The following is a 22,950-nucleotide window of genomic DNA, read 5'->3' as shown; positions in this document are numbered from 1 at the left end:
CGCCTCAGATCACCGCTTCGATGAGAAACGGTCCCGGACGCGACAGGGCACTGTCGAGCAGCGCGTCGAACCGCTCGCACGTGTCGGCGCGGGCCGCCTCGACGCCCATGCCTTTGGCCAGCGCAACCCAGTCCAGCGCCGGATGGTCGAGATCGAGCATGCGCCTAGCGTTCTCGCCGATCTCATTGACCCCGACATTCTTCATTTCGCCATGCAGGATGGCGTAGGTCCGGTTGGAAAAGATGATGGTCACGACGTCAAGCTTTTCCCTGGCCTGGGTCCACAGTCCCTGCACCGTGTACATGCCGCTGCCGTCGGCCTCGAGATTGATCACCTTGCGGTCCGGGCAGGCGATCGCTGCTCCTGTCGCCATCGGAATGCCGCCGCCGATCGATCCGCCCGTACCCATCATGTAGTCGTGCGGCGCCGCAAAGGCGGATAGCGCGAAGAACCGTCTCGCCGAGGTGACCGCTTCGTCGCAGACGATGGCATTGGCCGGAAGTTTGCGCGCCACCGACAGCGCGATGGCATCGTCCGTCAGTCTGCCGCTCAGCGTCGGTTCGTCTGGAAAGGCGGTTGCGGCGGCGAATTGCTGCGTCGGCTTGATGCCGACCTCGGCAGCCAGCGCCTCCAGCGCCGCTTTCAGATCCTGGCCATGCGCCGCCAGCAAAAGCACCTTGCAATCGTCCCGAACCAGCCGCCCGGGCTTGCCGGGATAGGCGAAGAAGGCAACCGGCTCCTTGGCGCCGACCAGCACCAGCAAGTCGATATCCCGGAGCATGGCCGTCGCCGCATCGACCGGATAGGGAATGCGGGTCGGGGCGAACCGCCCGCGGCCGCGTTGCATGCGGGCGATCAGAACCTCACTGAACAGCCTGACATCGCTTCCCGATGAGATTCTCCCTGTGATTTCAAGGGCATCGGCGCGCGCCGCTTGCCCACGCACCACCATGCCGACACGGTCCGGCGCTGCGCGGATTGCTTCGGCGATCGTGTGCACAACAGCCATGTCGACCGCGGGCGGCGGCGCCAGCTTCACCTTGCCAGGCGAAATCGCAGCAACTTCGCCCCAGGCCGCATCCGCAGGCAGGATCAGCGTCGTGACGCCAGGCGGCGTGAGTGAGGCGCGGAAAGCCGCCTCTGCGGCCGGCACAATATCGGCCGGCCCCTTGACGCGGCCAACCCAGTTCGACATCGGCGACGCCAGGCCTTCTATGTCGCTGGTCAGCGGGGCATCGAGCGGCAGATGGTAAGAAGCATGGTCGCCGACAATGTTGATCATCGGGCTGCGCGCCCGCCTTGCGTTGTGCATGTTGGCCAAACCGTTGGCGAGACCCGGTCCGGTATGCAGCAACGTTGCTGCCGGGCGGTCGGTCATGCGCGCATAGCCGTCGGCGGCGCCGGTCACCACGCCCTCGAACAGGCCGAGCACGCAGCGCATCTGAGGTTTGCGGTCCAGTGCGGCAACGAAATGCATTTCGGATGTGCCAGGATTGGCGAAGCAGACCGTGACGTCATTGGCCAGGAGCACGTCGCACAGCAGATCGGCGCCATTCATGATTTTCTTTCCCAATCGACAATTCAGGAACAATTGCACCTGTAGGCGCCGGGTCGGCAATGTCCCGCCGGGGCTTTTGGTCTGATCCAGGACGCCTCGCGGGGATCCGGCGATCAACCGACGGTCCATTCAGGAAGGCCAGCATCGCGGCGGTCAACGCGTCGCCGTCCTCGCCGAAGTCGTGATTGATCGACATATGCGTGTAGGCGTTGCCGTCGAACAGCGTCACTTCAGTGCCGATGGCGCGCAGGCGTTTGGCAAAGCCTTCGATTGGTCGTCGCGGCCTTCGGCGCGCGAATAGGCGATGAAGGTCGGCGGATGCTTGTGTCCATCGAGATAGCTGGCCGGCGACAACGCCGCCCATCAGCGCCGCAGCACCGGGCAACCCGCCATTCCAGCCACTCCGAATGTTTCCTCCCAAGCCTTCTACCCGGATTGCAGCCACTCTCCTTCATGTGAAGGGAACCAACAATGCTTTCCGACAGTTGAAGGTGATGAGGCGATTGGAATCCAGATCGGCTCCGAGGGCAGAACATCATGCGTGCAACCCAATCCGACGTCTTCGATCTTTTTTCGGAAATTTATGCCAATGCGGCGGACGAAGAGGTCAGCATCCAACAGTATCTTCTTGCCTGTCGGGAAGACAAATCGATGTACGCTTCGGCGCCCGAAAGGATGGTCGACGCAATCGGCGAACCAAAACTGGTTGACACCAGCAAAGACGAGCGCCTCGGCCGCATTTTCGCGAATCGGACCCTCAAGATCTACCCTCATTTTTCTGACTTCTATGGAATGGAGGATACGATCGAGCGCATAGCTGGATATTTCCGCTATGCCTCGCAGGGGCTCGAAGAACGCAAGCAGATCCTCTATCTCCTCGGCCCGGTCGGCGGCGGCAAATCCTCTCTGGCCGAGCGCCTGAAGAAACTGATGGAGCAGCGCCCGATCTACACGCTGAAGGTCGGCAACCAGATCAGCCCGGTTTTCGAGTCGCCGCTTGGGCTGTTCCATCCCGATCACATGGGTGATCTGCTAGAGGATAAATACGGCATAGCCCGGCGCCGGCTGAACGGATTGATTTCGCCATGGGCGGCCAAGCGCCTCGACGAATTGTCTGGCGACATTTCCAAATTCAGCGTCGTCAAGCTGATGCCGTCGCGGCTGCGCCAGATCGGCATTGCCAAGACCGAACCTGGCGATGAGAACAATCAGGATGTCTCGGCCCTGGTCGGCAAGGTCGACATCAGGCAATTGGAAAATTTTAGCCAGTCCGACCCCGATGCCTATTCCTATAGCGGTGGCCTGAACCGGACCACGCAAGGTCTGCTTGAATTCGTCGAGATGTTCAAGGCACCCATCAAGGTTCTGCATCCGCTGCTGACCGCGACACAGGAAGGCAGCTACAACGGCACTGAAAATTTCGGCGCCTTTCCCTACCAGGGGATCATCGTCGCCCATTCCAACGAGTCGGAATGGCAACAGTTCAAGAGCAACAAGAACAACGAGGCGTTTCTCGATCGCATCCTGGTGGTCAAGGTACCCTATTGCCTGCGGATCACCGAAGAGAGGCAGATCTATGAGAAATTGCTGCGTGAGAGCGAGTTGGCCGCCAGCCCCTGTGCCCCTGAAGTTTTGGACATCCTCAGCCGCTTTGCAGTTTCGACGCGCTTAGCCGAGCACGACAACTCGCCGCTCTACACCAAGATGCGCGCCTATGACGGCGAAAATCTGAAGGAAGTCGATCCCAGGGCAAAGTCGGTCCAAGAATATCGCGACGCCGCCGGCGTCGATGAAGGCATGACGGGCGTCAGCACGCGCTTTGCCTTTAAGATCCTTTCGCAGACATTCAACTTCGATAATGAGGAGGTGGCCGCCGATCCTGTGCATCTGATGTACATTCTGGAGGAGGCGATCAAGCGGGAGCAGTTCCCGAAGGAAACGGAAGCGGCCTATCTTGAATTCATCAAGTCGGAGCTTGCGGCGCGCTACGCCGAGTTCATCGGCCACGAAATCCAGAAGGCCTATCTGGAGTCCTATAGCGAATACGGCCAGAACCTCTTCGACCGCTACATCGCCTATGCGGATGCCTGGATTGAGGACCAGGACTACAAGGACCCCGACACCGGCCAGATCCTCAACCGGGAGATCCTGGACAACGAACTTTCGCAGGTCGAGAAACCGGCAGGCATCGCCAATCCCAAGGACTTCCGTAACGAGGTGGTGAAGTTCACTCTGCGCGCTCGCGCAAGAAACCACGGCCGCAACCCGTCATGGACCAGCTATGAAAAACTGCGCGAGGTCATCGAGAAGCGGATGTTCGGACAGGTCGAGGACCTCTTGCCGGTGATCAGCTTCGGCTCCAAGCAAGACAGCGTTACGGAAAAGCGCCATAACGAATTCGTACAGCGCATGATCGAGCGTGGCTACACAGAACGGCAGGTACGCCGGCTGGTGGACTGGTACATGCGGGTGAACAAGGCGGGTTGACAGAGCCGGATGGTTCCATGCCGATCTTCATCGACCGTCGCCTGAACCCCAAGGACAAGAGCCTTGGCAATCGACAGCGCTTCCTCAGGCGTGCTCGCGAGGAGTTGAAGCGGAGCATTCGCGATCAAATCCGCACTGGCAGGATCGCCGACGTGGATACCGAGCACGCCGTGCCCATGCCGGAAAGGAAAACGGCCGAGCCGAGCTTCAACGATGACAGGGCCAGCGGACGGCGCCGACACATCCTTCCGGGCAACAGGCATTTTTCCCCTGGAGACCTGCTCCCGAAGCCGCATGGGGGCGGCGCGGCGTCGTCGCCAGGAAACACGGCGTCGGAAGACGATTTTCGTTTCGTGCTGTCACGCGAGGAGGTGCTCGAACTCTTTTTTGAGGATCTCGAACTGCCCGACCTGGTTAAGCTCAATCTCAAGGAAATCCTTGCCTTCAAGCCGCGCCGGGCCGGCTTCGCGGCAACCGGTTCCCCGACCAACATCAATGCCGGCCGCACGATGCGCAACAGCCTAGGCCGGCGCATTGCGCTGAGGCGCCCCACGCAGCAGGAACTGGAGGCGATCCTCCGGGAAATCGTCACGCTTGAGTCGGCCCCGGCCGGCGCGGCGGTGCGCCAGCGCATCGCGGAATTACGCGACGAGCTTGACCGGCTGGAGCGACGGCGCAGGCGAATTGCCTTTGTCGATCCGGTCGATATCCGATTCAACCGCTTCGACGCCCGGCCGGTGCCGAATGCCAATGCCGTCATGTTCTGCCTTATGGACGTGTCCGGATCGATGGGCCAACGCGAAAAGGACTTGGCCAAACGCTTCTTCGTGCTGCTGCACCTGTTCTTGAAACGGCGCTACGAACGCACGGAGATCGTCTTCATCCGCCATACCCATGAGGCGCACGAAGTGGATGAGGACACGTTCTTCTACAACACGCAGAGCGGCGGTACGATCGTCTCCACCGCGCTCGACGAAATGCACCGCATTATCGGCCAGCGCTATCCTGCCAGCGAGTGGAACATTTACGCCGCGCAGGCCTCTGACGGGGACAATTTCACCACCGATTCCGAGCGATGCATAGAGCTCATGAACGGCAAGCTCATGCGCCTGTGCCAGTATTTCGCCTATGTCGAGATCATCGACGAACGCGAGAGCCACATATTCGGTGCTACCGAAAACGGGACGTCGCTTTGGCGCGCCTACAGTACGATCGAGCTGAAATGGCCCAACTTCCAGATGAGCCGCATCGCTGCTCCCGCGGATATTTACCCGGTCTTCCACCGGCTCTTCGCCAGGCAGCCGGTGGCCATCAAGAGCGCTTGAGAGAGAGAGAGATGGTCAGGCGAGCCAACGAAACGAATTTGTTGTTTTCCGGTTCCGACTGGAATTTCGAGAAATTATCGCGGGCTTTTGAAGAGATCGAGGCGATCGCGGTCGACGAGTTGCATCTCGATACTTACCCGGTCCAGATGGAGATAATCTCCTCCCAGCAGATGCTCGACGCCTACTCATCTATCGGCATGCCACTGATGTATCGGCATTGGTCGTTCGGCAAACATTTCCTTCACCAGGAGCTTCTTTACCGTAAGGGTGGTCGGGGGCTGGCCTATGAACTGGTCATCAACTCCAATCCCTGCATCGTCTACCTCATGGAGGAAAACACCATGGCGTTGCAGGCCCTTGTGACGGCCCACGCGGCGCTTGGCCACAATCATTTCTTCAAGAACAATCATCTGTTTCAGCAATGGACCGACGCCGGGGCAATCCTGGGTTATCTGGACTTCGCCAAGGGCTACATCGCCCGGTGCGAGGAGCGGCACGGCCTTGCAGCAGTGGAGGCCATTCTCGATTCCGCCCATGCGCTGATGGAACAAGGGGTGTTCCGCTATCACCGGCCGCCAAAGCTCTCGTCGGAGCGACAGCGCGAAGGGCTTCGCGAGCGCCTCGAATACGAAGAGCGCTCCTACAACGATCTGTGGCGCACGCTGCCGCCGTCGCAGAACAAAAACAAGTCCGGCAATGAGGATCAAGGGATGGCGGAGCGCAAGAGATCGCTCAACCTGCCCGAGGAAAACCTCCTGTATTTCCTCGAGAAGAACAGCCTGATCCTGGAACCCTGGCAGCGCGAGATCATCAGGATCGTCCGCGTCATCGCGCAATATTTCTACCCGCAGCGACAGACTCAAGTGATGAATGAAGGCTGCGCCACCTTCGTGCATTATACGCTCATGAACATGCTATTCGATCGTGGCCGGATCGGCGAAGGTGCCATGCTCGAAATCCTGCGCAACCATTCGAACGTGATCTTCCAGCCGGCCTTTGACGATCCCCGGTTTTCAGGCATCAATCCCTATGCCCTCGGCCTCGACATGATGCAGGACATACAGCGCATTTCGACCGAGCCGACGGCGGAGGACCGCGACTGGTTCCCGGACATTGCAGGACATGGCAACTGGCGCGAGGTCCTGCTTGAGGCCTGGGCCAACCACCGCGACGAATCCTTTATCCGCCAGTATCTCAGCCCGAGCTTGATCCGAAAATGGCGGTTCTTCGTGCTTGGCGATGGAGCCGACAAACCGCATTTCGAAGTCGCGTCGATCCACAACGAACGTGGCTATCACAAGATACGCGCCCAGCTAGCCCACAGTTACGACCTTGGAGCGAATCGGCCGGACATCCAGGTGATTGATGTCGACCTGCTCGGCGACCGGCAGTTGCGGCTGCAACACAGGGTAAAGGATGGTGTTGTGCTCGAAGGGGCCAGCCGTGACGCGACGCTGCGCCATGTCCGCAGCCTCTGGGGCTACGAGGTCAGCCTGGTCGCAGTTGACGCTCAAACCGGTGCGACCATCCACGAACGGTCTACGAGCCAGATCGCTGCATAAGCTCGGCAAAGAGCGTCATGTGGCGGGCCTGCTCGGTACCTTTAAGATTCGCCCGCCGGCCTGATCCTGATTCTGGCGATCCGGTTTTTGTCGCGCTTCATCACCACGAAGCGCTTGCCGTGGAAGGTGAAAGCCTGCTTTTCCTCGGGGATCGACTGCGTCTCGTGGATGACCAGGCCGGCAATGGTGGTCGCTTCCTCGTCAGGCAGGTTCCAGTCGAGCGCCCGGTTGAGATCGCGGATCGGCACGGTGCCGTCGACGACCACGGAACCGTCCGCCTCCTGCTTCACGCCCTGAATGTCTACATCGTGCTCGTCGGCGATCTCGCCAACGATCTCCTCGATAATGTCCTCCAGCGTCACCAGCCCTTCGACCTCGCCATATTCGTCGACGACGATAGCGAAATGCGCCTTGGCGCGCAGGAAGGCGTTGAGCTGTTCCTGCAGCGTCGTGGTGTCGGGCACGAACCAAGGCTTCGAAGCGATCTTCATCACGTCGATCCGGGAAAAGTCGTTGCCGACCTCGTTCAGCGCTCGCAGCAGGTCCTTGGCGTGCAGCACGCCGACGATGTTGTCGAGAGAGCCTTTCCACAACGGCATGCGGGTGTGCGGGCTTTGCAGGATCTCGCGCACCACCGCTTCCGGCCCATTGTCGGCATTGACCGAGCGCATATTGGTGCGGTGGACCATGATGTCGGAGACTTCGAGCTCGGCGAGATCGAACAGCCCGCCGACGCGGTCGCGGTCCTCTCGCACCATCTGGCCGTCGCGGCGGAAATCGTCGACCGCACCGCGCAACTCGTCCTGGGTCGAGCGCTGCGGCTCGATGCGCGACAACTCATAGCCGAACATGGCAAGCAGGCGCGTGCGCACGGCCAGGACAAGCAGGATGAGGATGGCAAGGACGGCGACGGCGGTCCAGCCGGGCTCGTTGATCATCATTGCCGGCTTTCCTGGCCCGGGTGGTTCTCCCTGAGGAACGAAAGCACTTCCGACGCCGGTACATCCTTGGCAATAAAAGCCTGGCCAACGCCGCGCGTCAGGATGAATGTCAGCGCGCCGCGCGACACTTTCTTGTCCTGGGTGATGAAGCCAAGCAGCACCTCGGGATCGGGCAACTCACCAGGGATGTCGGCCATCCGCCAGGGTAGACCGACGGCGCGAAGATGCGCCTCGACCCGCGCCGCGTCGTCGGGGCTGGCCAGATTGAGCCTTGCGGAAAAGCCGTGCGCCAGCGCCATGCCGATGGCGACGCCTTCGCCATGCACGAGGCGGGCGCCGTCATACTGTGTGGCGCCTTCCAGCGCATGGCCGAATGTGTGGCCAAGATTGAGCAGTGCGCGGTCGCCGGTTTCGAACTCGTCGCGGGCGACGACATCGGCCTTGGCGCGGCAGGCCTCGGCAATCGCCTCCGCCCGTTCCGCACCACCAGCGAACACCTTTTCCCAGTTCGCTTCCAGCCAGGCGAAAAACTCCGGTCGGTCGATCAACCCGTATTTGGCAAGCTCGGCATAGCCGGCGCGAAATTCGCGGATCGGCAGCGTGTCGAGCACTTCGGTGTCGGCCAGCACCAGCTTCGGCTGATGGAAGACGCCGACCAGATTCTTGCCGCGCGGGCTGTTGATGCCGGTCTTCCCACCGACCGAGGAATCGACCTGCGCCAGCAGCGAGGTTGGAATCTGGACGAAATTCATGCCGCGGCGCACGATGCCGGCGGCAAAGCCGGTCAGGTCGCCGATGACGCCACCGCCAAGCGCAATGACGACATCGCCGCGCTCCAGCTTGGCGGCGAGCACGCCGTCGACCACCTCTTCGAGATGGGCAAAGCTCTTGGTCTTTTCGCCGGCCGGCAAAGTGATGACGGCAGGCTGGATGCCGCCTGTTTCCAGACCGGCCTTCAGCGCGTCGAGATGTGCCGCCGCGACATTGTCGTCGGTGACCACCGCCGCCCTCGTGCCGGGCAGGCGGCTAGAAATCTCGGCGCCGGCGCGCGCCAAAAGGCCAGGGCCGATCAGGATGTCATAGGCACGCTCGCCAAGGCCGACCTCGACAGTGACCGGTTCGCTCACAGCCGCACCTCGCCTGGCGCAGTCGGAGCCGGAATGCCGAAATGCCCGCACAGCGCGTCGACAACCTCCGTCGCAATGACCTCCTTGCGGTCGTCGCGTGTCGGCACGGTGATGTTGGACGTGGCATAGACCGGGTAGCGCTCGCCCATCAGTCGCTCGAGCACGGCGCGCGGATCGGCGCTTTTGAGCAACGGCCGGTTCTGCTTCTTGGACACGCGTTCCATCAATAGGTCGATCTCGGCCTTCAGCCACACCGACACGCCATGCCCGGCGATCGCTTCCCGCGTCTGCGCATTCATGAACGCGCCGCCGCCCGTCGACAGCACCTGCGGCCCACTCTCCAGCACGCGCAGGATGACGCGCTGCTCCAATGCCCGGAATTCGGTCTCGCCATAGCGTTCGAACAGTTCCGGCACCGTCATGCGCGACACGGTTTCGATCTCCTGGTCGCTGTCGACGAAGGGCAGCGACAGCATCGTCGCCACCTTGCGGCCGATCGCCGTCTTGCCGGCGCCCATCAGGCCGACAAAGACGATCGAGCGGCTGCCCAGCCTGTCGAGCAGCGCGGCATGGCTATCGCCGGGAGGATTTGCTGGTAACGCGTTCATGAGACCATGCTGTTTCTAAGCCGTCTTTGCCGGCGTATCGACATCAAAAGCCCGTTTGCGTCAAGCATAGCGCCTTTCGCACCCAGAGCCCTTCGTCCTTGAATTGAAGGAATTAGCGTCCCATAAGGGCACAGGGTTTGGAATCGCAGAGCAAGAAGACGGGCGAAGATTGATGCCGACGCTGTTCCGCTTTGTCGTGACGATGATGATTCTTGCCGGCATTGCCTATGGCACGATGGTGGCGTTGGCGATGTTCGTCGAGCCGAAAAAGGCGGAAATCACCGTGCGCATCCCACCGGAAAAGCTGAACCCCAAGAAAAACTGACCCAAACTGACCCCTGGAACATGAACAGCGCGGCCCGCATCGAAGCCTTTCTCGAGATGATGAGCGCCGAACGCGGTGCCGCTGAAAACACGCTGTCTTCCTACCGCCGGGATCTCGAAGACGCTTCGCAGCAGATTGCCGGCGGGCTTGCCGCCGCCGCCGCAGTCGACATCCGCGCCTATCTCGACGACATCGCAGCGCGCGGCTTTGCGTCGACGTCGCAGGCGCGCAAACTGTCGGCGATCCGCCAGTTCTTCAAGTTTCTCTACGCCGAGGGCTTGCGCGGCGACGACCCGACCGGCACGCTGGACAGTCCGAAAAAGGGCCGGCCGCTGCCCAAGACGATGAGCGAGGCCGATACCGGTCGGCTGCTCGACCGTGCGGCGCTTGAGACAGGCGATGGCGTCAATGGCGACCGGGTGGCGGCACTGCGCCTGCACGCTTTGGTCGAGGTGCTCTATGCCACCGGCCTGCGCGTCTCCGAACTTGTCGGCCTGCCGGTGACCGTCGCCCAGCGCGACGACCGCTTCTTCATGGTGCGCGGCAAGGGCGACAAGGAGCGCATGGTGCCGCTGTCGGCCAAGGCCCGCATGGCGATGCGGGCATGGCTCACGGCCCGGGCGTCGGTGCCGGCTTTCGCCGACAGCCCGTTTCTGTTCCCGGCCGCCGGCGACAGCGGCTTTCTCTCCCGGCAGGTCTTTGCCCGCGATCTCAAAGGCCTTGCCGCGCGGGCCGGCATATCGGCGGCGAAAATTTCGCCGCATGTGCTGCGCCATGCTTTCGCCAGCCATCTCCTGCAGAACGGCGCCGATCTCAGGGCGGTGCAGCAGCTGCTCGGCCACGCCGATATCTCGACCACGCAGATTTACACGCATGTGCTGGAAGAGCGGTTGGTGCGGCTGGTCAACGATCATCATCCGCTTGCCGACTAGGCCTCATATCGCTATGTGAGGGCAACGTGTCCGCGCGGAGCCTACATCTGCGCGATGTTTGCCTTCCGACGCATCGGTCCGCTCAAGAATGTACAATTACCTCGATTTCGAAAAGCCGGTGCAGGACCTTGAACTCAAGATCCTCGAGCTGAAGAAGCTTGCCGAGAATGGCGAGGCGGTCGACGTCGGCGACGAAATCAGCCGGCTCGAGAAGCGCGTGCGCGACGCGCTGCGCGACATCTACAAGGCGCTGACGCCGTGGCAGAAGGTGCAGGTCGCGCGCCACACCGACAGGCCGCATTGCCTCGACTACATCAAGGGTCTGTTCAGCGATTTCACGCCGCTCGCCGGCGACCGCAATTTCGGCGAGGACCAGGCGATCATCGGCGGCTTCGCCCGCTTCCGCGGCGAACCGGTGGCCGTCATCGGCCAGGAAAAGGGCTCCGACACGGCGAGCCGGCTCAAGCACAATTTCGGCTCGGTGCGCCCTGAAGGCTACCGCAAGGCCGTGCGGCTGATGGAACTTGCCGACCGTTTCCAGATCCCACTTCTGACGCTGGTCGACACCGCCGGCGCCTACCCCGGCGTTGGCGCCGAGGAACGCGGCCAGGCTGAAGCCATCGCCCGCTCAACCTCGGCCTGCCTCGGCCTCAAAGTGCCATCGATTTCGGTTGTAATCGGCGAAGGCGGTTCGGGCGGCGCCATTGCGATCGCCACCGCCAACCGCGTCTACATGCTGGAACACGCCATCTATTCGGTGATCTCGCCGGAAGGCGCTGCCTCGATCCTGTGGCGCGACACGACGCGCTCGAAAGATGCGGCGACCAACATGAAGATCACCGCCCAGGACCTTCTGGAAATGAAGATCATCGACGCCATCATTGCCGAGCCGCTCGGTGGCGCCCAGCGCGCGCCCGAAACGGTGATCGCCGCCACCGGCGACCTCATCGCCAAGACGATGAAGGATTTTGCCGGCGCCAACACCGATTTTCGCGAACAGCGCCGCGAAAAATATCTGGCGATGGGCCGCAGCCTCTGATTTTGGCCGGCAGCGCACCGCAATGTGGCGTCAAGGAGCAATTTCGCCACAAAAATGCCGCCGCATTCGGCTCAATAAAAAATCCGTGACACCGGGCGAATTGCCGTGGGGGGCGCCGTCCGACGCTTGCGGTAAGGAATTTTCAAGGTTAACGGGCTTAGGGTCCGTCAGTGTTCAGCATGCAGGCCCGGGCGCTATCCGGCCGTGACGCGAGAAAAAGACATAGCCGTATCCATGTTTACCAAGCTTGCCCGCACTGGACTTCTGATCGCCGCGCTTGGCGTTGCCGGCTGCAACGATTCCTCGATGAAGAATTTTGCGCCGGAAGCCAGCAAGCCGCTGCCGGACAAGATCCTGGCCGACATGAAGGCCAAGGGCATGATCCGCACCTCGTCGGTGATGGCTCGCATCTTCAAGGAAGAAGGCAAGCTCGAAATCTGGAAGGCCAAGACCACCGGCCGCTACGAGATGGTCGCCAGCTACGACATCTGCAAATGGTCGGGCAAGCTCGGCCCGAAATACACCGAGGGCGACCGCCAGGCGCCGGAAGGTTTCTATACGGTCCGCCCGTCGCAGATGAATCCGCGCTCGAACTATCATCTGTCCTTCAACATCGGCTATCCCAACGCCTATGACCGTGCCAATGGCCGCACCGGCGCCAATCTGATGGTGCATGGCGCCTGCTCGTCGTCGGGCTGTTATTCGATGACCGACCCGCAGATCGAGCAGATCTACGCTTTTGGTCGCGATGCCTTCCAGGGCGGCCAGACCGAGTTCCAGATCCAGGCCTTCCCATTCCGCATGACCGCCGCCAACATGGCGCGCTACCGCAACGACCCGAACTATGAGTTCTGGAAGATGCTGAAGGTCGGTTACGACAATTTCGAGATCACCAAGGTGCCGCCGAAGGTCGATGTCTGCGACAAGCGCTATGTCTTCAACCAGGTGGCGCCCGAGGGCACGACATTCGATCCGACTGGCGCCTGCCCCGCGACCACGCAGCCGGATTCGCTGAAGAGCGCACTCAACGCCTATCAAAGCAGCTATGACGCGGCCTTCACCGGCGCGGTCAAGGCCAGTGTTCCGGCGCCCAAGCCGACCATTGCTGGCATCAAGGAAGCCAGCATCGTTTCCGACTGGTCGAAGCGCCGCGCCCGGGGCGAGCGCGTGCCGATCGAACCGCCGTCGCTGAATTCCGACGGCACGCTGACCGAGACGGCGCGCATGGGCCGCATCGATTCGCCCGCCGGCCGCAAGATGGCGGCGCTGGACGCAGAGAAGGAAGCCAAGCGCAAGGCCGAGGAACAGCGGGTTGCTGCCATTGAGGCAGCGAAGGCCGCCAAGGCCCAGGCACTGGCTGAAAAGCAAGCGGCAAAGGCCCAAGCGCTGGCCGAAAAGGAAGCAGCCAAGCAGGGCGCCCAGCAGCCGGTCGCCACTGCGAGCGTCGAGGCGGCGCCTGCAGAACCGCCGGCGGACGAAAGCCGGATGTCGAAGATCAAGAACAAGCTGCTAGGCATGTTCGGCGGCTGAGGTTTTCGCCTTGCCGATGCATGCCGCCCAAAAGTGCGCCGCGGTTTTGGGACAAAGACATGCATGAAGACAAACAAACAAATCACACCGCGATCTATGACCTCAAGGGCCTGAACTGCCCTCTGCCCGTTCTCAAGGCGAAAAAACGCTTGGCGGCGATGCAGCCGGGCAGCCGGCTCTGGCTGGAGACCACCGACCCGCTGGCGGTCATCGACATCCCCGCCTTTTGCGCCGACGCTGGTCACCAGCTTGTTGAAACGTCAGCCGTCAGCGGCGGCCACCGCTTCCTGGTCGAACGCGGCGCATAGCGAGCCTGACAATCAGCCCCCGGCTATCGCCAGCGGATTGCTCTCCAGCGCCGCGCGATCCGGCGTGTCGATCGACGGCCGGTTGGTGAAGGCGGAAAACAGCCGGCGCACATAATCTTCCGGCATGTCGAGCGTGATCAGCACCAGCCTGGTGCCGCGTTGGCCGTCCGGCCAGGCCAGCAGCCGCGCCGGCGGATGCAGGATCTTCTGCACCCCGTGGACGACAAGCGGCCGCGACGGGTCCTCCGCAAGCTCGATGACGCCCTTCATGCGCAAAAGCTTGTCGCCATGCGCCGAACGCAGCAGGTCGAGGAACATCTCAATCGCCGAAAACGGCACCGGGCCGTCATGGACCAGCGAGTAGGAGCGCACGCGGGAATCGTGGCGGTGGTGATGCTCATGCTCGCCGTGGTCATGATCATGATGATGATGGTGCTCATAGGCGGCTTCTTCGCCGAGCCAGCGCCGGACATCGGCGGATTTGGTCGCCGGATTGTAGAGGCCGCAATCGAACAGCGCCGCGACGCCGGTTCGGCCGTCGCCGGCGTCCAGCACCACGGCGCCTGGATTGAGCTGATGGAGTCGCGTTCGCAAAGCATCGACGTCGCCGGGATCGCTGGCCAGATCGACCTTGGTCAGCACGATGCGATCGGCGACCGCCACCTGCTTGACCGCCTCGACATGGCCGTCGAGCGTCGCATTGCCGTTGACCGCGTCGACCAGCGTGATGACGCCATCAAGTCGGAAGGCCTGCACAAGGGCGGGATGCGCCATGATCGACTGCAGCACCGGCGCCGGATCGGCGAGCCCGGTGGTTTCGACAACGACGCGGGCAAGGCGGGCGATACGGCCGGTCTGCAGCCGGTCGACGAGGTCAGCCAGCGTATCGACCAGTTCGCCGCGCACCGTGCAGCACAGACAGCCGTCGGACAACTGGATGATGCCTTCCGAGGCCTGCTCGACCAGCAGGTGGTCGATCGCCACCTCACCGAATTCGTTGATGATGACGGCCGTGTCGACCAGTGCCGGATCTTTGAGCAGCCGGTTGAGCAATGTCGTCTTGCCGGCGCCTAGGAAGCCGGTGACCACCGTGACGGGTATCGGAAAGCCAGCCATCGCCTAGTTCGCGGCTTTGACCAGCTGGTCGCCCTGCACCGCGGTTGCCTGGCCCACCACGGCCGGTTCGGCGCCCTTTGGCGCCGGAATGTCTGGCCGCCAGCTCGGCAGCGGCACATCGGCGTATTCCTGGCCGCCCTGGTCGAGCATCGCCTTCGGCGCCGGCCCGGTGGCGCCGCCGAGGCCGACTGCAACCAGCGTCGGCACGTGGTCGAGCTTTTCCTGATAGGGCGATTTCGGCACGTCGGCGCCCTTCGCGGCCACTGGCGGAGCCGCCTCGGACTGCTCGTGCGGCGCCTTCTTCCTGCAGATCTCATCATGCATGTCGTTGGGTGACATGGTATCGCCATAGGAAGGCATGGCCGCGACCGTGAGCCAGTGCGGGTCGGGCATGGCAAAGCCCTGGTCAAGCAGCCTGGCGGCGGTCTCGGCACGGCTGATCGCCGATTTTTCGCCGAGCACGACCGCGACCAGCGTGCGGCCATTGCGTGTCGCCGAGCCGATCATGTTGAAGCCCGAGGGACAGACGAACCCGGTTTTCATGCCGTCGGCGCCGGGATAGCGCCCGATCAAGAGATTGTAGTTGGAGATCGCCTTCTTGCCGACGGCAAGGCCTTCGATCGAGAACCAGGGGGCGTATTGCGGGAATTCCTTGCGGATCGCCATCACCAGCAGGGCAAGATCGCGCGCCGTCGTGTACTGCTCCGGCGAAAACAGGCCGTTCGGATTGACGAAATGCGTTCCGGTCATGCCAAGCCGCGCCGCCTCCGCATTCATGCGAACGGCGAATCCGGCCTGCGAGCCGCCTATGTTTTCGCCGATGGCCATGGCGATATCGTTGGCCGATTTGACCAGCATCATCTTCAACGCATTGTCGAGCCGCATCACCGAGCCCGGCTTGAAGCCCATCTTGCTCGGCGGTTCGCCCGCCGAATGCTTGGTCACCTTGATCGGTGAATCGAGCTGGACCTCGCCGGCGGCAATCGCCCGGAAGGTGACATAGGCGGTCATCAGCTTGCTCAGCGAAGCGGGATACCAGCGCTTGAATGCGTCCTGGTGCTGCAGAACCTTGCCGCTGTTGAGGTCGAACAGGATCACCGGATTGGCCAAAGCTGGCCCAGCCAGCATGGGTAGCGCCAAGCCGCCCGTTAGCAGTAATTTGAGGATATGGCTGTGCCGCATCATGGAATCCGAAATCGCCTCTTGCCGTAGTCGCCCCTGGGTCCGTAAGATTTCGTTACGCGATGGCCAGCATGACCTGATCCGGCCCTCAATTTCCGGATCACATTGTCTGGGGTGCTATTTACCCTATGTGACGCCAAGATGGCAAAGTGCCAAGATGGCAACAAGCATGGCAATCACAATTGCAATCAAGCAGGCCAGATCGTCTGCTCCAACAGCGAGATGGAACCATTATGCCGATTCTCAACCGCGCCGCCGAGATGCAGGATGAAGTTGCCGGCTGGCGACGCCATCTGCACCAGACGCCAGAACTGAATTTCGATGTCTTCAAGACCGCCGCCTTCGTCACCGAGAAGCTGAAGGAATTCGGCTGCGACGACGTGGTGACGGGCCTCGGCAAGACCGGCGTCGTCGGCATCATCCATGGCCGCAAGGGGCAAGGCGCGACCATCGGCTTGCGCGCCGACATGGACGCGCTGCCGATCAACGAGATCACCGGCAAGCCCTATGCCTCGACCATTCCCGGCAAAATGCATGCCTGCGGCCATGACGGCCATACGGCGATGCTTTTGGGCGCCGCCAAATATCTGACCGAAACGCGCAATTTCGCCGGCTCGGTCGCGGTCATCTTCCAGCCGGCGGAAGAGGGCGGCGGCGGCGGCAACGAGATGGTCAAGGACGGCATGATGGAGCGTTTCGATATTTCGCGCGTCTTTGGCATGCACAACATGCCGGGCCTGCCGGTGGGCCAGTTCGCCATCCGGCCGGGCCCGATCATGGCGGCGACCGCCGAGTTCACCATCACCGTGAAGGGCCGCGGCGGCCATGCGGCGATGCCGCACGGCACGATCGACCCGATCGTCATCACCAGCCAGTTGGTCGGCGCCCTTCAGACGGTCGCTTCGCGCAGCACCGATCCGGTCGAGGCGGTGGTGGTTTCGGTGACGAAGTTCCACGCCGGCGACGCCTACAACGTCATTCCCGAGACCGCCGAGATTGCCGGCACGGTGCGCACACTGAAGAAAGAGATCGCCAAGAAGTCGGAAGAGCGCATCCGCACCATCTGCGAAGGAATAGCCACCGCCTTCGGCGCGACGATCACTGTCGACTATGACGCCAACTATCCCGTGACCTTCAATCATCCGGAAGAAACGGTCTTTGCCGGCGATGTCGCGGCACATGTCGCCGGCGACACCCAGGTCCACCGCGCCATCCAGCCGGTGATGGGCGGCGAAGACTTCTCCTACATGCTGGAAGCCCGACCTGGCGCCTTCATCTTCATCGGCAATGGCGAGACCGCCGGCCTCCATCATCCGGCCTACGACTTCAACGACGAAGTCATCCCGCACGGCATGAGCTACTGGGTGAAACTGGCCGAAACGGCGCTGGCAGCCTGACCTGCCCCGACGAAAGGCCGGCCGATTAGCCTTCGGCCGGCCTCTTCATTGCCTTCGGCGAGCCTCTTGGCGAAACGATCGGAAGCGGCTATGTGTCGGGCCGCGTGGTCCCGTAGCTCAGTAGGATAGAGCGGCAGATTCCTAATCTGTAGGTCACAGGTTCGATTCCTGTCGGGATCACCAGCAGCCACGATCAGTCCGTGAGGCGCCCACGAAACAACGTGGTGCCGTCGGTCAGCTGCGACCTGGAGATATCCCGGAACCCAGCTTCGGCCATCCACCCGCGATACTGACCTTCCGTGTACGATTCGCCTGCGCGGTAAAGGTTCAGGAAGGTGAGATTGAGAAAGACACCCTCAGGCGGGCCGAGACGGTCGTCATCGACGACACCCCACCCCGCAATTGCGATCTCGCCTCCTTGGGTGAGGCAACGCGCCGCGTTCAGGATCGAACTGCGCGCCTGGTCCGGCGGCAGGACCTGGACGACAGCCTTCAGAATTGCCAAGTCATGCCGGCCGGTCGATGGCGCGACCGTTATGTCGCCTTCTTCGACAACCACATCGCCGGCACCGTATTCCGACAGGATCGCTGGTGCGACCGCCGCGACCGTCGGGAGTTCCATCAAAGTCGCCGCAATATGCGGCCATCGCTCGCGAAGTCCGACCAGAATGGTCCCGGCGCCGCCGCCGATGTCGATCACCGAACGGACCGCAGAGAGGTCCAGCTCACGGGCCAGATTCCGGCCGAAAATCACCCCTCCCGATGCGAGCATGCGGCTGAAGGCCGCTGCGGATTCTGGCCCCGCTTCAGAAAAGTCATGCAGCGCGGCCGGCCGGTTCTGCCGCAGCGACTCTGCGGTCAAAAGGTCGGCTCCCCAGAGTTCGCGCAGCAGCACATGATCGCCGCCGCGATAGGTCGGCTTGGACGTGTCGAGAAACTCCGACGATTCGGCTCCGTTGCGAAACTGACCATCCTCGACCTCGAGGAGACCGATGCTGGCGAGCGCGTAGAGGAGCCGCGACAGACGAGCGGGCTCGACTTTGAGCGCTGCCCCAAGGCTGTCGGCAGTCGCAGCATCGCCGCCGAGCCGGGTGAAGATGCCAAGGTCCAGCCCGGCACGAAGCGCCAAGGCAGGGGGCACCCCTGCGATCAGCTTGTCGATCCGATCGGAATCCACCATGTCACATCCCGTTGTGCGATCCAGGATCGACTTTGAACAGCTCGGCCAACCTCGTCAAATCAGTTCACCAGCGCGTCGCTCTCCACGTCGAACAGGTTCAGCTTGGCGGCATCGGGTTCGACATAAAGGGTATCTCCGGGGCCGGCGCTGATCCTACCAGCGCCCGCGACCGTTGTGCGCCGCCCCGGCATACCTCAAAAATCCGGCTGTGATGATGGCTGGCCGCGCCTTCGAACGCTACGCAGGCAAGGCCAGCAGCGCCAGTCCGGCCAGCGCCGAGCCGGCCAATGTCGGCAGCATGCCGATCCTCAGTTTCAGCATGGCGACCATAGCGGCTGCCGCCAGCAGCGCGGCACGCCAATCCAGCGACGACAGCACCGGCACCTCCATGCCCAGGCCAACGCGGTGCACCGCGCCGAAGACGACATGAAGTGCGAACCACAGCGCAAGGTTCATCACCACGCCGACGACAGCCGCTGTGATCGCACTCAGCGCCGCCGACAGTGCCTTGTTGCCGCGCAGCGCCTCGATGTAGGGGGCACCGAGAAAGATCCAGAAGAAGCACGGCACGAACGTCACCCAGAGCGTCAGCAATGCGCCGAGCGATCCGGCCACAAGCGGTCCCATCGCACCGGCTTGACGATAGGCGGCGACGAAGCCGACGAATTGCAGCACCAGGATCAATGGTCCCGGCGTCGTCTCGGCCAGGCCAAGCCCATCGACCATTTCACCCGGCGCCAGCCAGCCGAACGACGTCACCGCTGCCTGCGCGACATAGGAGAGTGCGGCGTAGGCGCCGCCGAATGTGACCACCGCCATCAGGCTGAAGAAGCCGCCAAGCTGTGCCCAAACACTGGCAGGGCCGGTCAGCGCCAGGATCAGTACGACCGGCCCGAGCCAGATCGGCAGCCAGATCGCGATGGTGCGCGGCGCGTGCCATTTCGTCGGCTTGGTGTGAGCGAGTTCGCCGCGTTCGAACATGACGTCGACGGCACCCCTGACATCGGGCAAATTGTCCTTGCCGCGTGCGGCTCCGGAAAAACGCGCCGGTGCCAGGCGGTTGCCGATCCAGCCGGTCAGCCCTGCAACCAGGATGATCAGCGGAAACGGCAGCCGGATGACATAGATGGCAAGGAACGCGGCCACCGCGATCGCCACCATCACCCGGTTCTTGAGCGCCCGTTTGCCGATGCGGAGGACCGCCTCGACGACGACGGCCAGCACCGCCGCCTTGATGCCGAAAAACAGCGCCTCGATGACAGGCGCATCATTGTAGAGCACGTAGAAGATGCTGAGGCCCAGCATGACAAACGCACCGGGCAGCACGAACAGGATGCCGGCAACGAGGCCGCCGGCGGTCCGGTGCAGCAGCCAGCCGATATAGATGGCGAGCTGCTGTGCCTCGGGGCCAGGCAGAAGCATGCAGTAGTTGAGCGCATGCAGGAACCGCTGCTCGCCGATCCAGCGGCGATCCTCGACCAATTCCTTGTGCATCAGCGCGATCTGTCCGGCCGGCCCGCCGAAGGAGAGCAGGCCGACCCTTGCCCACAGTTTCGCGGCTTGGCGGAAGGTCGGGACGATCGGAGCCTCGGTAGCCCGTGCATCGTCGTCCGCGGCGAGGGCGCTCATGGCGCTTTGCCCGCGCTGGGCCAATTGTGGGTTTCGTCAGTGGCATCGCGGCACCATCTGAAGAACGCATCGTAGAGCAGCATGCCGGCATCAAGCTGTTCGAGATCGTCGCGGAACATGCGCGACAGCCCGAGCGATGCAGCGAGAAACCCGGCCGCCTGCGGTACGAGATCGAGGCGCGCCGTATCGGCTGCACGCACGATCAGCGCAAGGCGATCGAGCGCTTCGGACTGCAACCCGAACTCTTCGATCATCGTGTCGAAGGTGCAGCGCTCGCCGCGATGGCTCCAGAACACGTCGTCGATGTCGAACGCAACCGCCCCAAACCGATCGGCGGCCGCCAGCACTTCAGACGGCTCGACAAACAGGAACACCGCCGAGGGATCGACGAAGCGGCGGATCAGCCAGGGACAGGCGATGCGGTCGACCTTGGGGCGGGCACGCGTCACCCAGACCGTGCGGCCCTTGTCGTCGCGGGGCGGTATCTTGTCGGCCTTGACCAGAACCCCCTTGGCCGCCTGCCACGCCTCGAAGCCGCCTTCAAGGGATTCGGCAGCAATGCCCTCATGGCGCAGCCATGCGGCAACGCCTTGCGAAAGCTTCAGCCCCTTCTGGCAGATGACGACAGCATGAGCCCCCGTTAATTCGGCCGCCCAGTTCGAAACAGACTTGAAGTCGCGCCGGCACGAGGCCGGAAGCAGGCGCGGATCGGCGTCGTAGTCTTCGTCGATGCGGACATCGACAAGAACAGGCGCGTCGGACAGACCGACAAGGCGGGAAAGCTGCGCTACGGTGATTGCGGTTGTTGACGGCATGGCGTCCACCTCCAGCGTGAGAGTTTGGACGCGATCATTGGGCTGACGCCTCACGGGGTCGTCGCGAAGGAACCCCTTGCCACAATGCTGGATTGATCCTTCGCCTTTGTCAAGGAAAGAGCGGCGCCGGGGGACCGCGCCTACTGCGCCGTCCAGCCGCCATCCATCGGCAAGGTGGTGCCGGTGATCTGTCTGGCTGCGTCAGAGCACAGGAACAGAGTCAGCGCGGCGAGCTCCTCGACGGTGACGAATTGCTTCGTCGGCTGCGCTGCCAGCAGCACGTCGTGCTTGACCTGTTCCTCGGTCATGCCGCGCGCCTTCATCGTGTCGGGGATCTGTTTTTCGACCAGTGGCGTCCAGACATAGCCGGGCGCGATGGCGTTGACGGTGATGCCGTCCTGCGCGACTTCCAGCGCTACCGTCTTGGTCAGACCCGCTATGCCGTGCTTGGCCGAGACGTAAGCCGACTTGAACGGCGAGGCGACCAGTGCATGCGCCGACGCGGTGTTGATGATGCGGCCCCATTTGCGCGCCTTCATGCCGGGCACCACGGCCTTGATCGCGTAAAAGGCGGCAAGCAGATTGATGCGGATGATGGCTTCCCACTTGTCGTCGGGAAACTCCTCGATTGGCGCGACATGCTGTATCCCGGCATTGTTGACCAGAATGTCGAGGCTGCCCAAGGCCTGCTCGGCTTCGCGCACCATGGCGGTCACCGCTGCGCCGTCCATCATGTTGGCGCCGGAGTAGCGGCACTGGACGCCGAAATCCTTCTCGATGCCGGCGCGCTCCTGTTCGATCGCCGCGGCTTCGCCAAGGCCGTTGATCGTGACGTTGGCGCCCTCGGCGGCAAGGGCGCGGGCAATGGCCAGGCCAATGCCGCTGGTCGATCCGGTGACGAGCGCATTCTTCGAAGAAAGGGAACCCATGGAGATCTCGCGACTGTTAGGAGGACTACAAAGGCACATAGTTTGTGCGCCGCAACATGACAATGCCATAACCATATGTCGGCGCCATCACAGCCCTAAAACGCGCTTTGCCGGCCTCGCCGAGCGCCGTCTCAAGGCTGACACGTCAAGGCTGGCACGGCAGTGTTATGGTGCGGCGCAACATAGTCGGCCGCGCATTCGCGCAGTCATTCCTGAAGCATCGATCCAACGAATCAGGGGGGCTGTAGCTTGAAATCGCCGATGTCGTGATGCGTGCCTATGCCATGCCGCTCACTAACCGTCCTTTCCGCCCGGCCCGTATCGCTTCTTCGACCGCGACGCCCTAAGCTATCCCGCAATCTCCAGTAGGGCCGATACCAGCAAGTGGCGTTCGTCGGCGGACAGCACGTCGGAATCGAAGAGGTTCATGCTGCGCAGCCCTTCGATGGCCAGAAAGCAGACCAGCAGCGTCTTGAGGTCCGGCGTCTCGCTCTTCAGCCGCTGCAGCAGCTGTGACTTGAAGGCTTTTATCGGCGTCAGGAAATCCGGATCCTCGGCGATCGCCGAGAATATCCACGAAGCCGTCGGCTTCGGCTCCTCACAATCATCCGCCGAGAGCCGGATATAGGTGGCGAGCAGGCTCTCGCCGCTGGCGCCGGCGACACGGCCCGATTCCAGCGCCAGCTCGAACGCGCGCAGGTAATTCTCCACAAGGCCCTGCATCAGTTTGGCCTTGGTCGGAAAGTTATATAACAGGCCGCCTTTCGACACGCCGGCGCGGCTGGCGACGGCGTCAAGCGACAGGCTGCCGGGACCGGTCTCGCGTGCGACATCGGCGGCGGCGGCGAGTATCTTGTCGCGCGAATTTGCCCTTTGGGTCTTCATCGATCCCTTCCCCCGCACCAGCCTAGGCGGAATTGACAAGACCGTCCAGACGGTACAGTAAGTTCGCCGTCATTT

Annotated in this window: 21 protein-coding genes and 1 tRNA gene; 10 read left to right on the top strand and 12 right to left on the bottom strand. The window is 62.5% G+C overall.

All coding sequences use genetic code 11. The features are described from left to right. Window positions 1-4: 4 nt before the first annotated feature. Together ACYG9Y_RS28695 and ACYG9Y_RS28690 are read right to left on the bottom strand one after the other, a co-directional pair. Entirely contained in the window at window positions 5-1,558 is a 1,554-nt protein-coding gene (locus ACYG9Y_RS28695) for an acetolactate synthase large subunit (protein ID WP_023737435.1), read from the bottom strand. Further along, window positions 1,515-1,943: a hypothetical protein gene (locus ACYG9Y_RS28690; protein ID WP_245259876.1), complete on the bottom strand. Its 429-nt coding sequence runs from the start codon at window positions 1,941-1,943 to the stop codon at window positions 1,515-1,517. Before ACYG9Y_RS28690 ends, ACYG9Y_RS28695 begins: the two co-directional genes overlap by 44 nt. Before the next feature lie 152 nt (window positions 1,944-2,095). Here ACYG9Y_RS28690 and ACYG9Y_RS28685 point away from each other — a divergent pair, with 152 nt between their 5' ends. Genes ACYG9Y_RS28685 through ACYG9Y_RS28675 form a run of 3 tightly spaced genes read left to right on the top strand, consistent with a single transcriptional unit; the run spans window position 2,096 to window position 6,932 of the window. Then, a complete protein-coding gene (locus tag ACYG9Y_RS28685) occupies window positions 2,096-4,045 on the top strand; it encodes a PrkA family serine protein kinase (protein WP_023686732.1) in 1,950 nt (649 codons plus the stop codon). A 17-nt stretch (window positions 4,046-4,062) separates the two neighbouring features. After that, entirely contained in the window at window positions 4,063-5,370 is a 1,308-nt protein-coding gene (locus tag ACYG9Y_RS28680; RefSeq protein ID WP_023685368.1) for a YeaH/YhbH family protein, read from the top strand. Between the two features lie 11 nt (window positions 5,371-5,381). Further along, window positions 5,382-6,932, top strand: a complete 1,551-nt coding sequence (locus ACYG9Y_RS28675) for a SpoVR family protein (protein WP_023670670.1) — start codon at window positions 5,382-5,384, stop codon at window positions 6,930-6,932. A 41-nt stretch (window positions 6,933-6,973) separates the two neighbouring features. Here ACYG9Y_RS28675 and ACYG9Y_RS28670 read toward each other — a convergent pair whose 3' ends face one another. From ACYG9Y_RS28670 to ACYG9Y_RS28660, 3 genes are read right to left on the bottom strand one after another with little or no spacing between them, the layout of a single operon-like run. Beyond that, window positions 6,974-7,870 carry an HlyC/CorC family transporter gene (locus tag ACYG9Y_RS28670; RefSeq protein WP_023737434.1) on the bottom strand — a complete coding sequence of 299 codons (897 nt, stop codon included), beginning with the start codon at window positions 7,868-7,870 and terminating at the stop codon, window positions 6,974-6,976. Beyond that, entirely contained in the window at window positions 7,870-9,000 is a 1,131-nt protein-coding gene (gene aroB / locus ACYG9Y_RS28665; protein WP_023737433.1) for a 3-dehydroquinate synthase, read from the bottom strand. The genes ACYG9Y_RS28670 and aroB overlap by 1 nt, the downstream gene beginning before the upstream one ends. Then, on the bottom strand, window positions 8,997-9,608 hold the full coding sequence (locus tag ACYG9Y_RS28660; protein WP_023670667.1) for a shikimate kinase: 612 nt from the start codon (window positions 9,606-9,608) through the stop codon (window positions 8,997-8,999). The genes aroB and ACYG9Y_RS28660 overlap by 4 nt, the downstream gene beginning before the upstream one ends. Before the next feature lie 172 nt (window positions 9,609-9,780). Between ACYG9Y_RS28660 and ACYG9Y_RS28655 the strand changes: the two genes are divergently transcribed. The 5 genes from ACYG9Y_RS28655 (at window position 9,781) to ACYG9Y_RS28635 (ending at window position 13,742) form a co-directional block, all read left to right on the top strand. Beyond that, entirely contained in the window at window positions 9,781-9,933 is a 153-nt protein-coding gene (locus tag ACYG9Y_RS28655) for a hypothetical protein (protein WP_023670666.1), read from the top strand. A gap of 20 nt (window positions 9,934-9,953) precedes the next feature. Then, window positions 9,954-10,865, top strand: coding sequence for a site-specific tyrosine recombinase XerD (locus tag ACYG9Y_RS28650; protein WP_352608846.1), 912 nt, complete (start codon window positions 9,954-9,956; stop codon window positions 10,863-10,865). An 88-nt stretch (window positions 10,866-10,953) separates the two neighbouring features. Further along, on the top strand, window positions 10,954-11,904 hold the full coding sequence (locus tag ACYG9Y_RS28645; RefSeq protein WP_023685389.1) for an acetyl-CoA carboxylase carboxyltransferase subunit alpha: 951 nt from the start codon (window positions 10,954-10,956) through the stop codon (window positions 11,902-11,904). Window positions 11,905-12,138: 234 nt separating this feature from the next. After that, complete coding sequence (locus tag ACYG9Y_RS28640; protein ID WP_023737432.1) at window positions 12,139-13,434, top strand: L,D-transpeptidase family protein; 1,296 nt, start codon at window positions 12,139-12,141, stop codon at window positions 13,432-13,434. Between the two features lie 59 nt (window positions 13,435-13,493). Next, entirely contained in the window at window positions 13,494-13,742 is a 249-nt protein-coding gene (locus ACYG9Y_RS28635; protein ID WP_027050749.1) for a sulfurtransferase TusA family protein, read from the top strand. 12 nt (window positions 13,743-13,754) lie between these two features. On the opposite strand, the gene ACYG9Y_RS28630 is transcribed toward ACYG9Y_RS28635, so the two are convergent. Both ACYG9Y_RS28630 and ACYG9Y_RS28625 read right to left on the bottom strand, forming a co-directional pair. Further along, on the bottom strand, window positions 13,755-14,858 hold the full coding sequence (locus ACYG9Y_RS28630; protein WP_023737431.1) for a CobW family GTP-binding protein: 1,104 nt from the start codon (window positions 14,856-14,858) through the stop codon (window positions 13,755-13,757). 3 nt (window positions 14,859-14,861) lie between these two features. Next, window positions 14,862-16,040 (bottom strand): D-alanyl-D-alanine carboxypeptidase family protein, encoded by a 1,179-nt coding sequence (locus tag ACYG9Y_RS28625; RefSeq protein ID WP_023737430.1) that lies wholly within the window; start codon window positions 16,038-16,040, stop codon window positions 14,862-14,864. Window positions 16,041-16,273: 233 nt separating this feature from the next. On the opposite strand from ACYG9Y_RS28625, the gene ACYG9Y_RS28620 reads away from it, so the two are divergent. Together ACYG9Y_RS28620 and ACYG9Y_RS28615 are read left to right on the top strand one after the other, a co-directional pair. Beyond that, on the top strand, window positions 16,274-17,437 hold the full coding sequence (locus ACYG9Y_RS28620; protein ID WP_023699100.1) for a M20 aminoacylase family protein: 1,164 nt from the start codon (window positions 16,274-16,276) through the stop codon (window positions 17,435-17,437). Window positions 17,438-17,543: 106 nt separating this feature from the next. Then, window positions 17,544-17,620: transfer RNA gene (locus tag ACYG9Y_RS28615), tRNA-Arg, on the top strand. Window positions 17,621-17,630: 10 nt separating this feature from the next. On the opposite strand, the gene ACYG9Y_RS28610 is transcribed toward ACYG9Y_RS28615, so the two are convergent. The 5 genes from ACYG9Y_RS28610 to ACYG9Y_RS28590 form a co-directional block, all read right to left on the bottom strand. After that, window positions 17,631-18,617, bottom strand: coding sequence for a methyltransferase (locus tag ACYG9Y_RS28610; protein ID WP_023737429.1), 987 nt, complete (start codon window positions 18,615-18,617; stop codon window positions 17,631-17,633). 237 nt (window positions 18,618-18,854) lie between these two features. Next, window positions 18,855-20,246, bottom strand: a complete 1,392-nt coding sequence (gene chrA / locus ACYG9Y_RS28605; RefSeq protein WP_023737427.1) for a chromate efflux transporter — start codon at window positions 20,244-20,246, stop codon at window positions 18,855-18,857. Continuing rightward, the gene (locus tag ACYG9Y_RS28600) at window positions 20,243-21,061 is read right to left on the bottom strand and encodes a chromate resistance protein ChrB domain-containing protein (protein ID WP_023737426.1); all 819 of its coding nucleotides are present in this window, start codon (window positions 21,059-21,061) and stop codon (window positions 20,243-20,245) included. Before ACYG9Y_RS28600 ends, chrA begins: the two co-directional genes overlap by 4 nt. Window positions 21,062-21,201: 140 nt before the next feature. After that, window positions 21,202-21,990: a 3-hydroxybutyrate dehydrogenase gene (locus ACYG9Y_RS28595; RefSeq protein ID WP_023714996.1), complete on the bottom strand. Its 789-nt coding sequence runs from the start codon at window positions 21,988-21,990 to the stop codon at window positions 21,202-21,204. 348 nt (window positions 21,991-22,338) lie between these two features. Then, a complete protein-coding gene (locus ACYG9Y_RS28590) occupies window positions 22,339-22,875 on the bottom strand; it encodes a TetR/AcrR family transcriptional regulator (RefSeq protein ID WP_023670057.1) in 537 nt (178 codons plus the stop codon). Between the last annotated feature and the right edge of the window lie 75 nt (window positions 22,876-22,950).

The sequence above is a fragment of the Mesorhizobium sp. W050 genome (assembly GCF_054719535.1).
Note: the sequence above shows the minus strand (reverse complement) of the source record. Positions and strands in the feature narration are given on the sequence as shown.

Coding starts and splice junctions, on each gene's coding strand:
- ACYG9Y_RS28655 (WP_023670666.1), top strand. CDS start 9,781: ATGCCGACGCTGTTCCGCTTTGTCGTGACGATGATGATTCTTGCCGGC.
- ACYG9Y_RS28680 (WP_023685368.1), top strand. CDS start 4,063: ATGCCGATCTTCATCGACCGTCGCCTGAACCCCAAGGACAAGAGCCTT.
- ACYG9Y_RS28650 (WP_352608846.1), top strand. CDS start 9,954: ATGAACAGCGCGGCCCGCATCGAAGCCTTTCTCGAGATGATGAGCGCC.
- chrA (WP_023737427.1), bottom strand. CDS start 20,246: ATGAGCGCCCTCGCCGCGGACGACGATGCACGGGCTACCGAGGCTCCG.
- ACYG9Y_RS28645 (WP_023685389.1), top strand. CDS start 10,954: ATGTACAATTACCTCGATTTCGAAAAGCCGGTGCAGGACCTTGAACTC.
- ACYG9Y_RS28610 (WP_023737429.1), bottom strand. CDS start 18,617: ATGGTGGATTCCGATCGGATCGACAAGCTGATCGCAGGGGTGCCCCCT.
- ACYG9Y_RS28595 (WP_023714996.1), bottom strand. CDS start 21,990: ATGGGTTCCCTTTCTTCGAAGAATGCGCTCGTCACCGGATCGACCAGC.
- ACYG9Y_RS28670 (WP_023737434.1), bottom strand. CDS start 7,870: ATGATCAACGAGCCCGGCTGGACCGCCGTCGCCGTCCTTGCCATCCTC.
- ACYG9Y_RS28695 (WP_023737435.1), bottom strand. CDS start 1,558: ATGAATGGCGCCGATCTGCTGTGCGACGTGCTCCTGGCCAATGACGTC.
- ACYG9Y_RS28635 (WP_027050749.1), top strand. CDS start 13,494: ATGCATGAAGACAAACAAACAAATCACACCGCGATCTATGACCTCAAG.
- ACYG9Y_RS28620 (WP_023699100.1), top strand. CDS start 16,274: ATGCCGATTCTCAACCGCGCCGCCGAGATGCAGGATGAAGTTGCCGGC.
- ACYG9Y_RS28640 (WP_023737432.1), top strand. CDS start 12,139: ATGTTTACCAAGCTTGCCCGCACTGGACTTCTGATCGCCGCGCTTGGC.
- ACYG9Y_RS28675 (WP_023670670.1), top strand. CDS start 5,382: ATGGTCAGGCGAGCCAACGAAACGAATTTGTTGTTTTCCGGTTCCGAC.
- ACYG9Y_RS28590 (WP_023670057.1), bottom strand. CDS start 22,875: ATGAAGACCCAAAGGGCAAATTCGCGCGACAAGATACTCGCCGCCGCC.
- ACYG9Y_RS28600 (WP_023737426.1), bottom strand. CDS start 21,061: ATGCCGTCAACAACCGCAATCACCGTAGCGCAGCTTTCCCGCCTTGTC.
- ACYG9Y_RS28685 (WP_023686732.1), top strand. CDS start 2,096: ATGCGTGCAACCCAATCCGACGTCTTCGATCTTTTTTCGGAAATTTAT.
- ACYG9Y_RS28630 (WP_023737431.1), bottom strand. CDS start 14,858: ATGGCTGGCTTTCCGATACCCGTCACGGTGGTCACCGGCTTCCTAGGC.
- ACYG9Y_RS28625 (WP_023737430.1), bottom strand. CDS start 16,040: ATGCGGCACAGCCATATCCTCAAATTACTGCTAACGGGCGGCTTGGCG.
- ACYG9Y_RS28660 (WP_023670667.1), bottom strand. CDS start 9,608: ATGAACGCGTTACCAGCAAATCCTCCCGGCGATAGCCATGCCGCGCTG.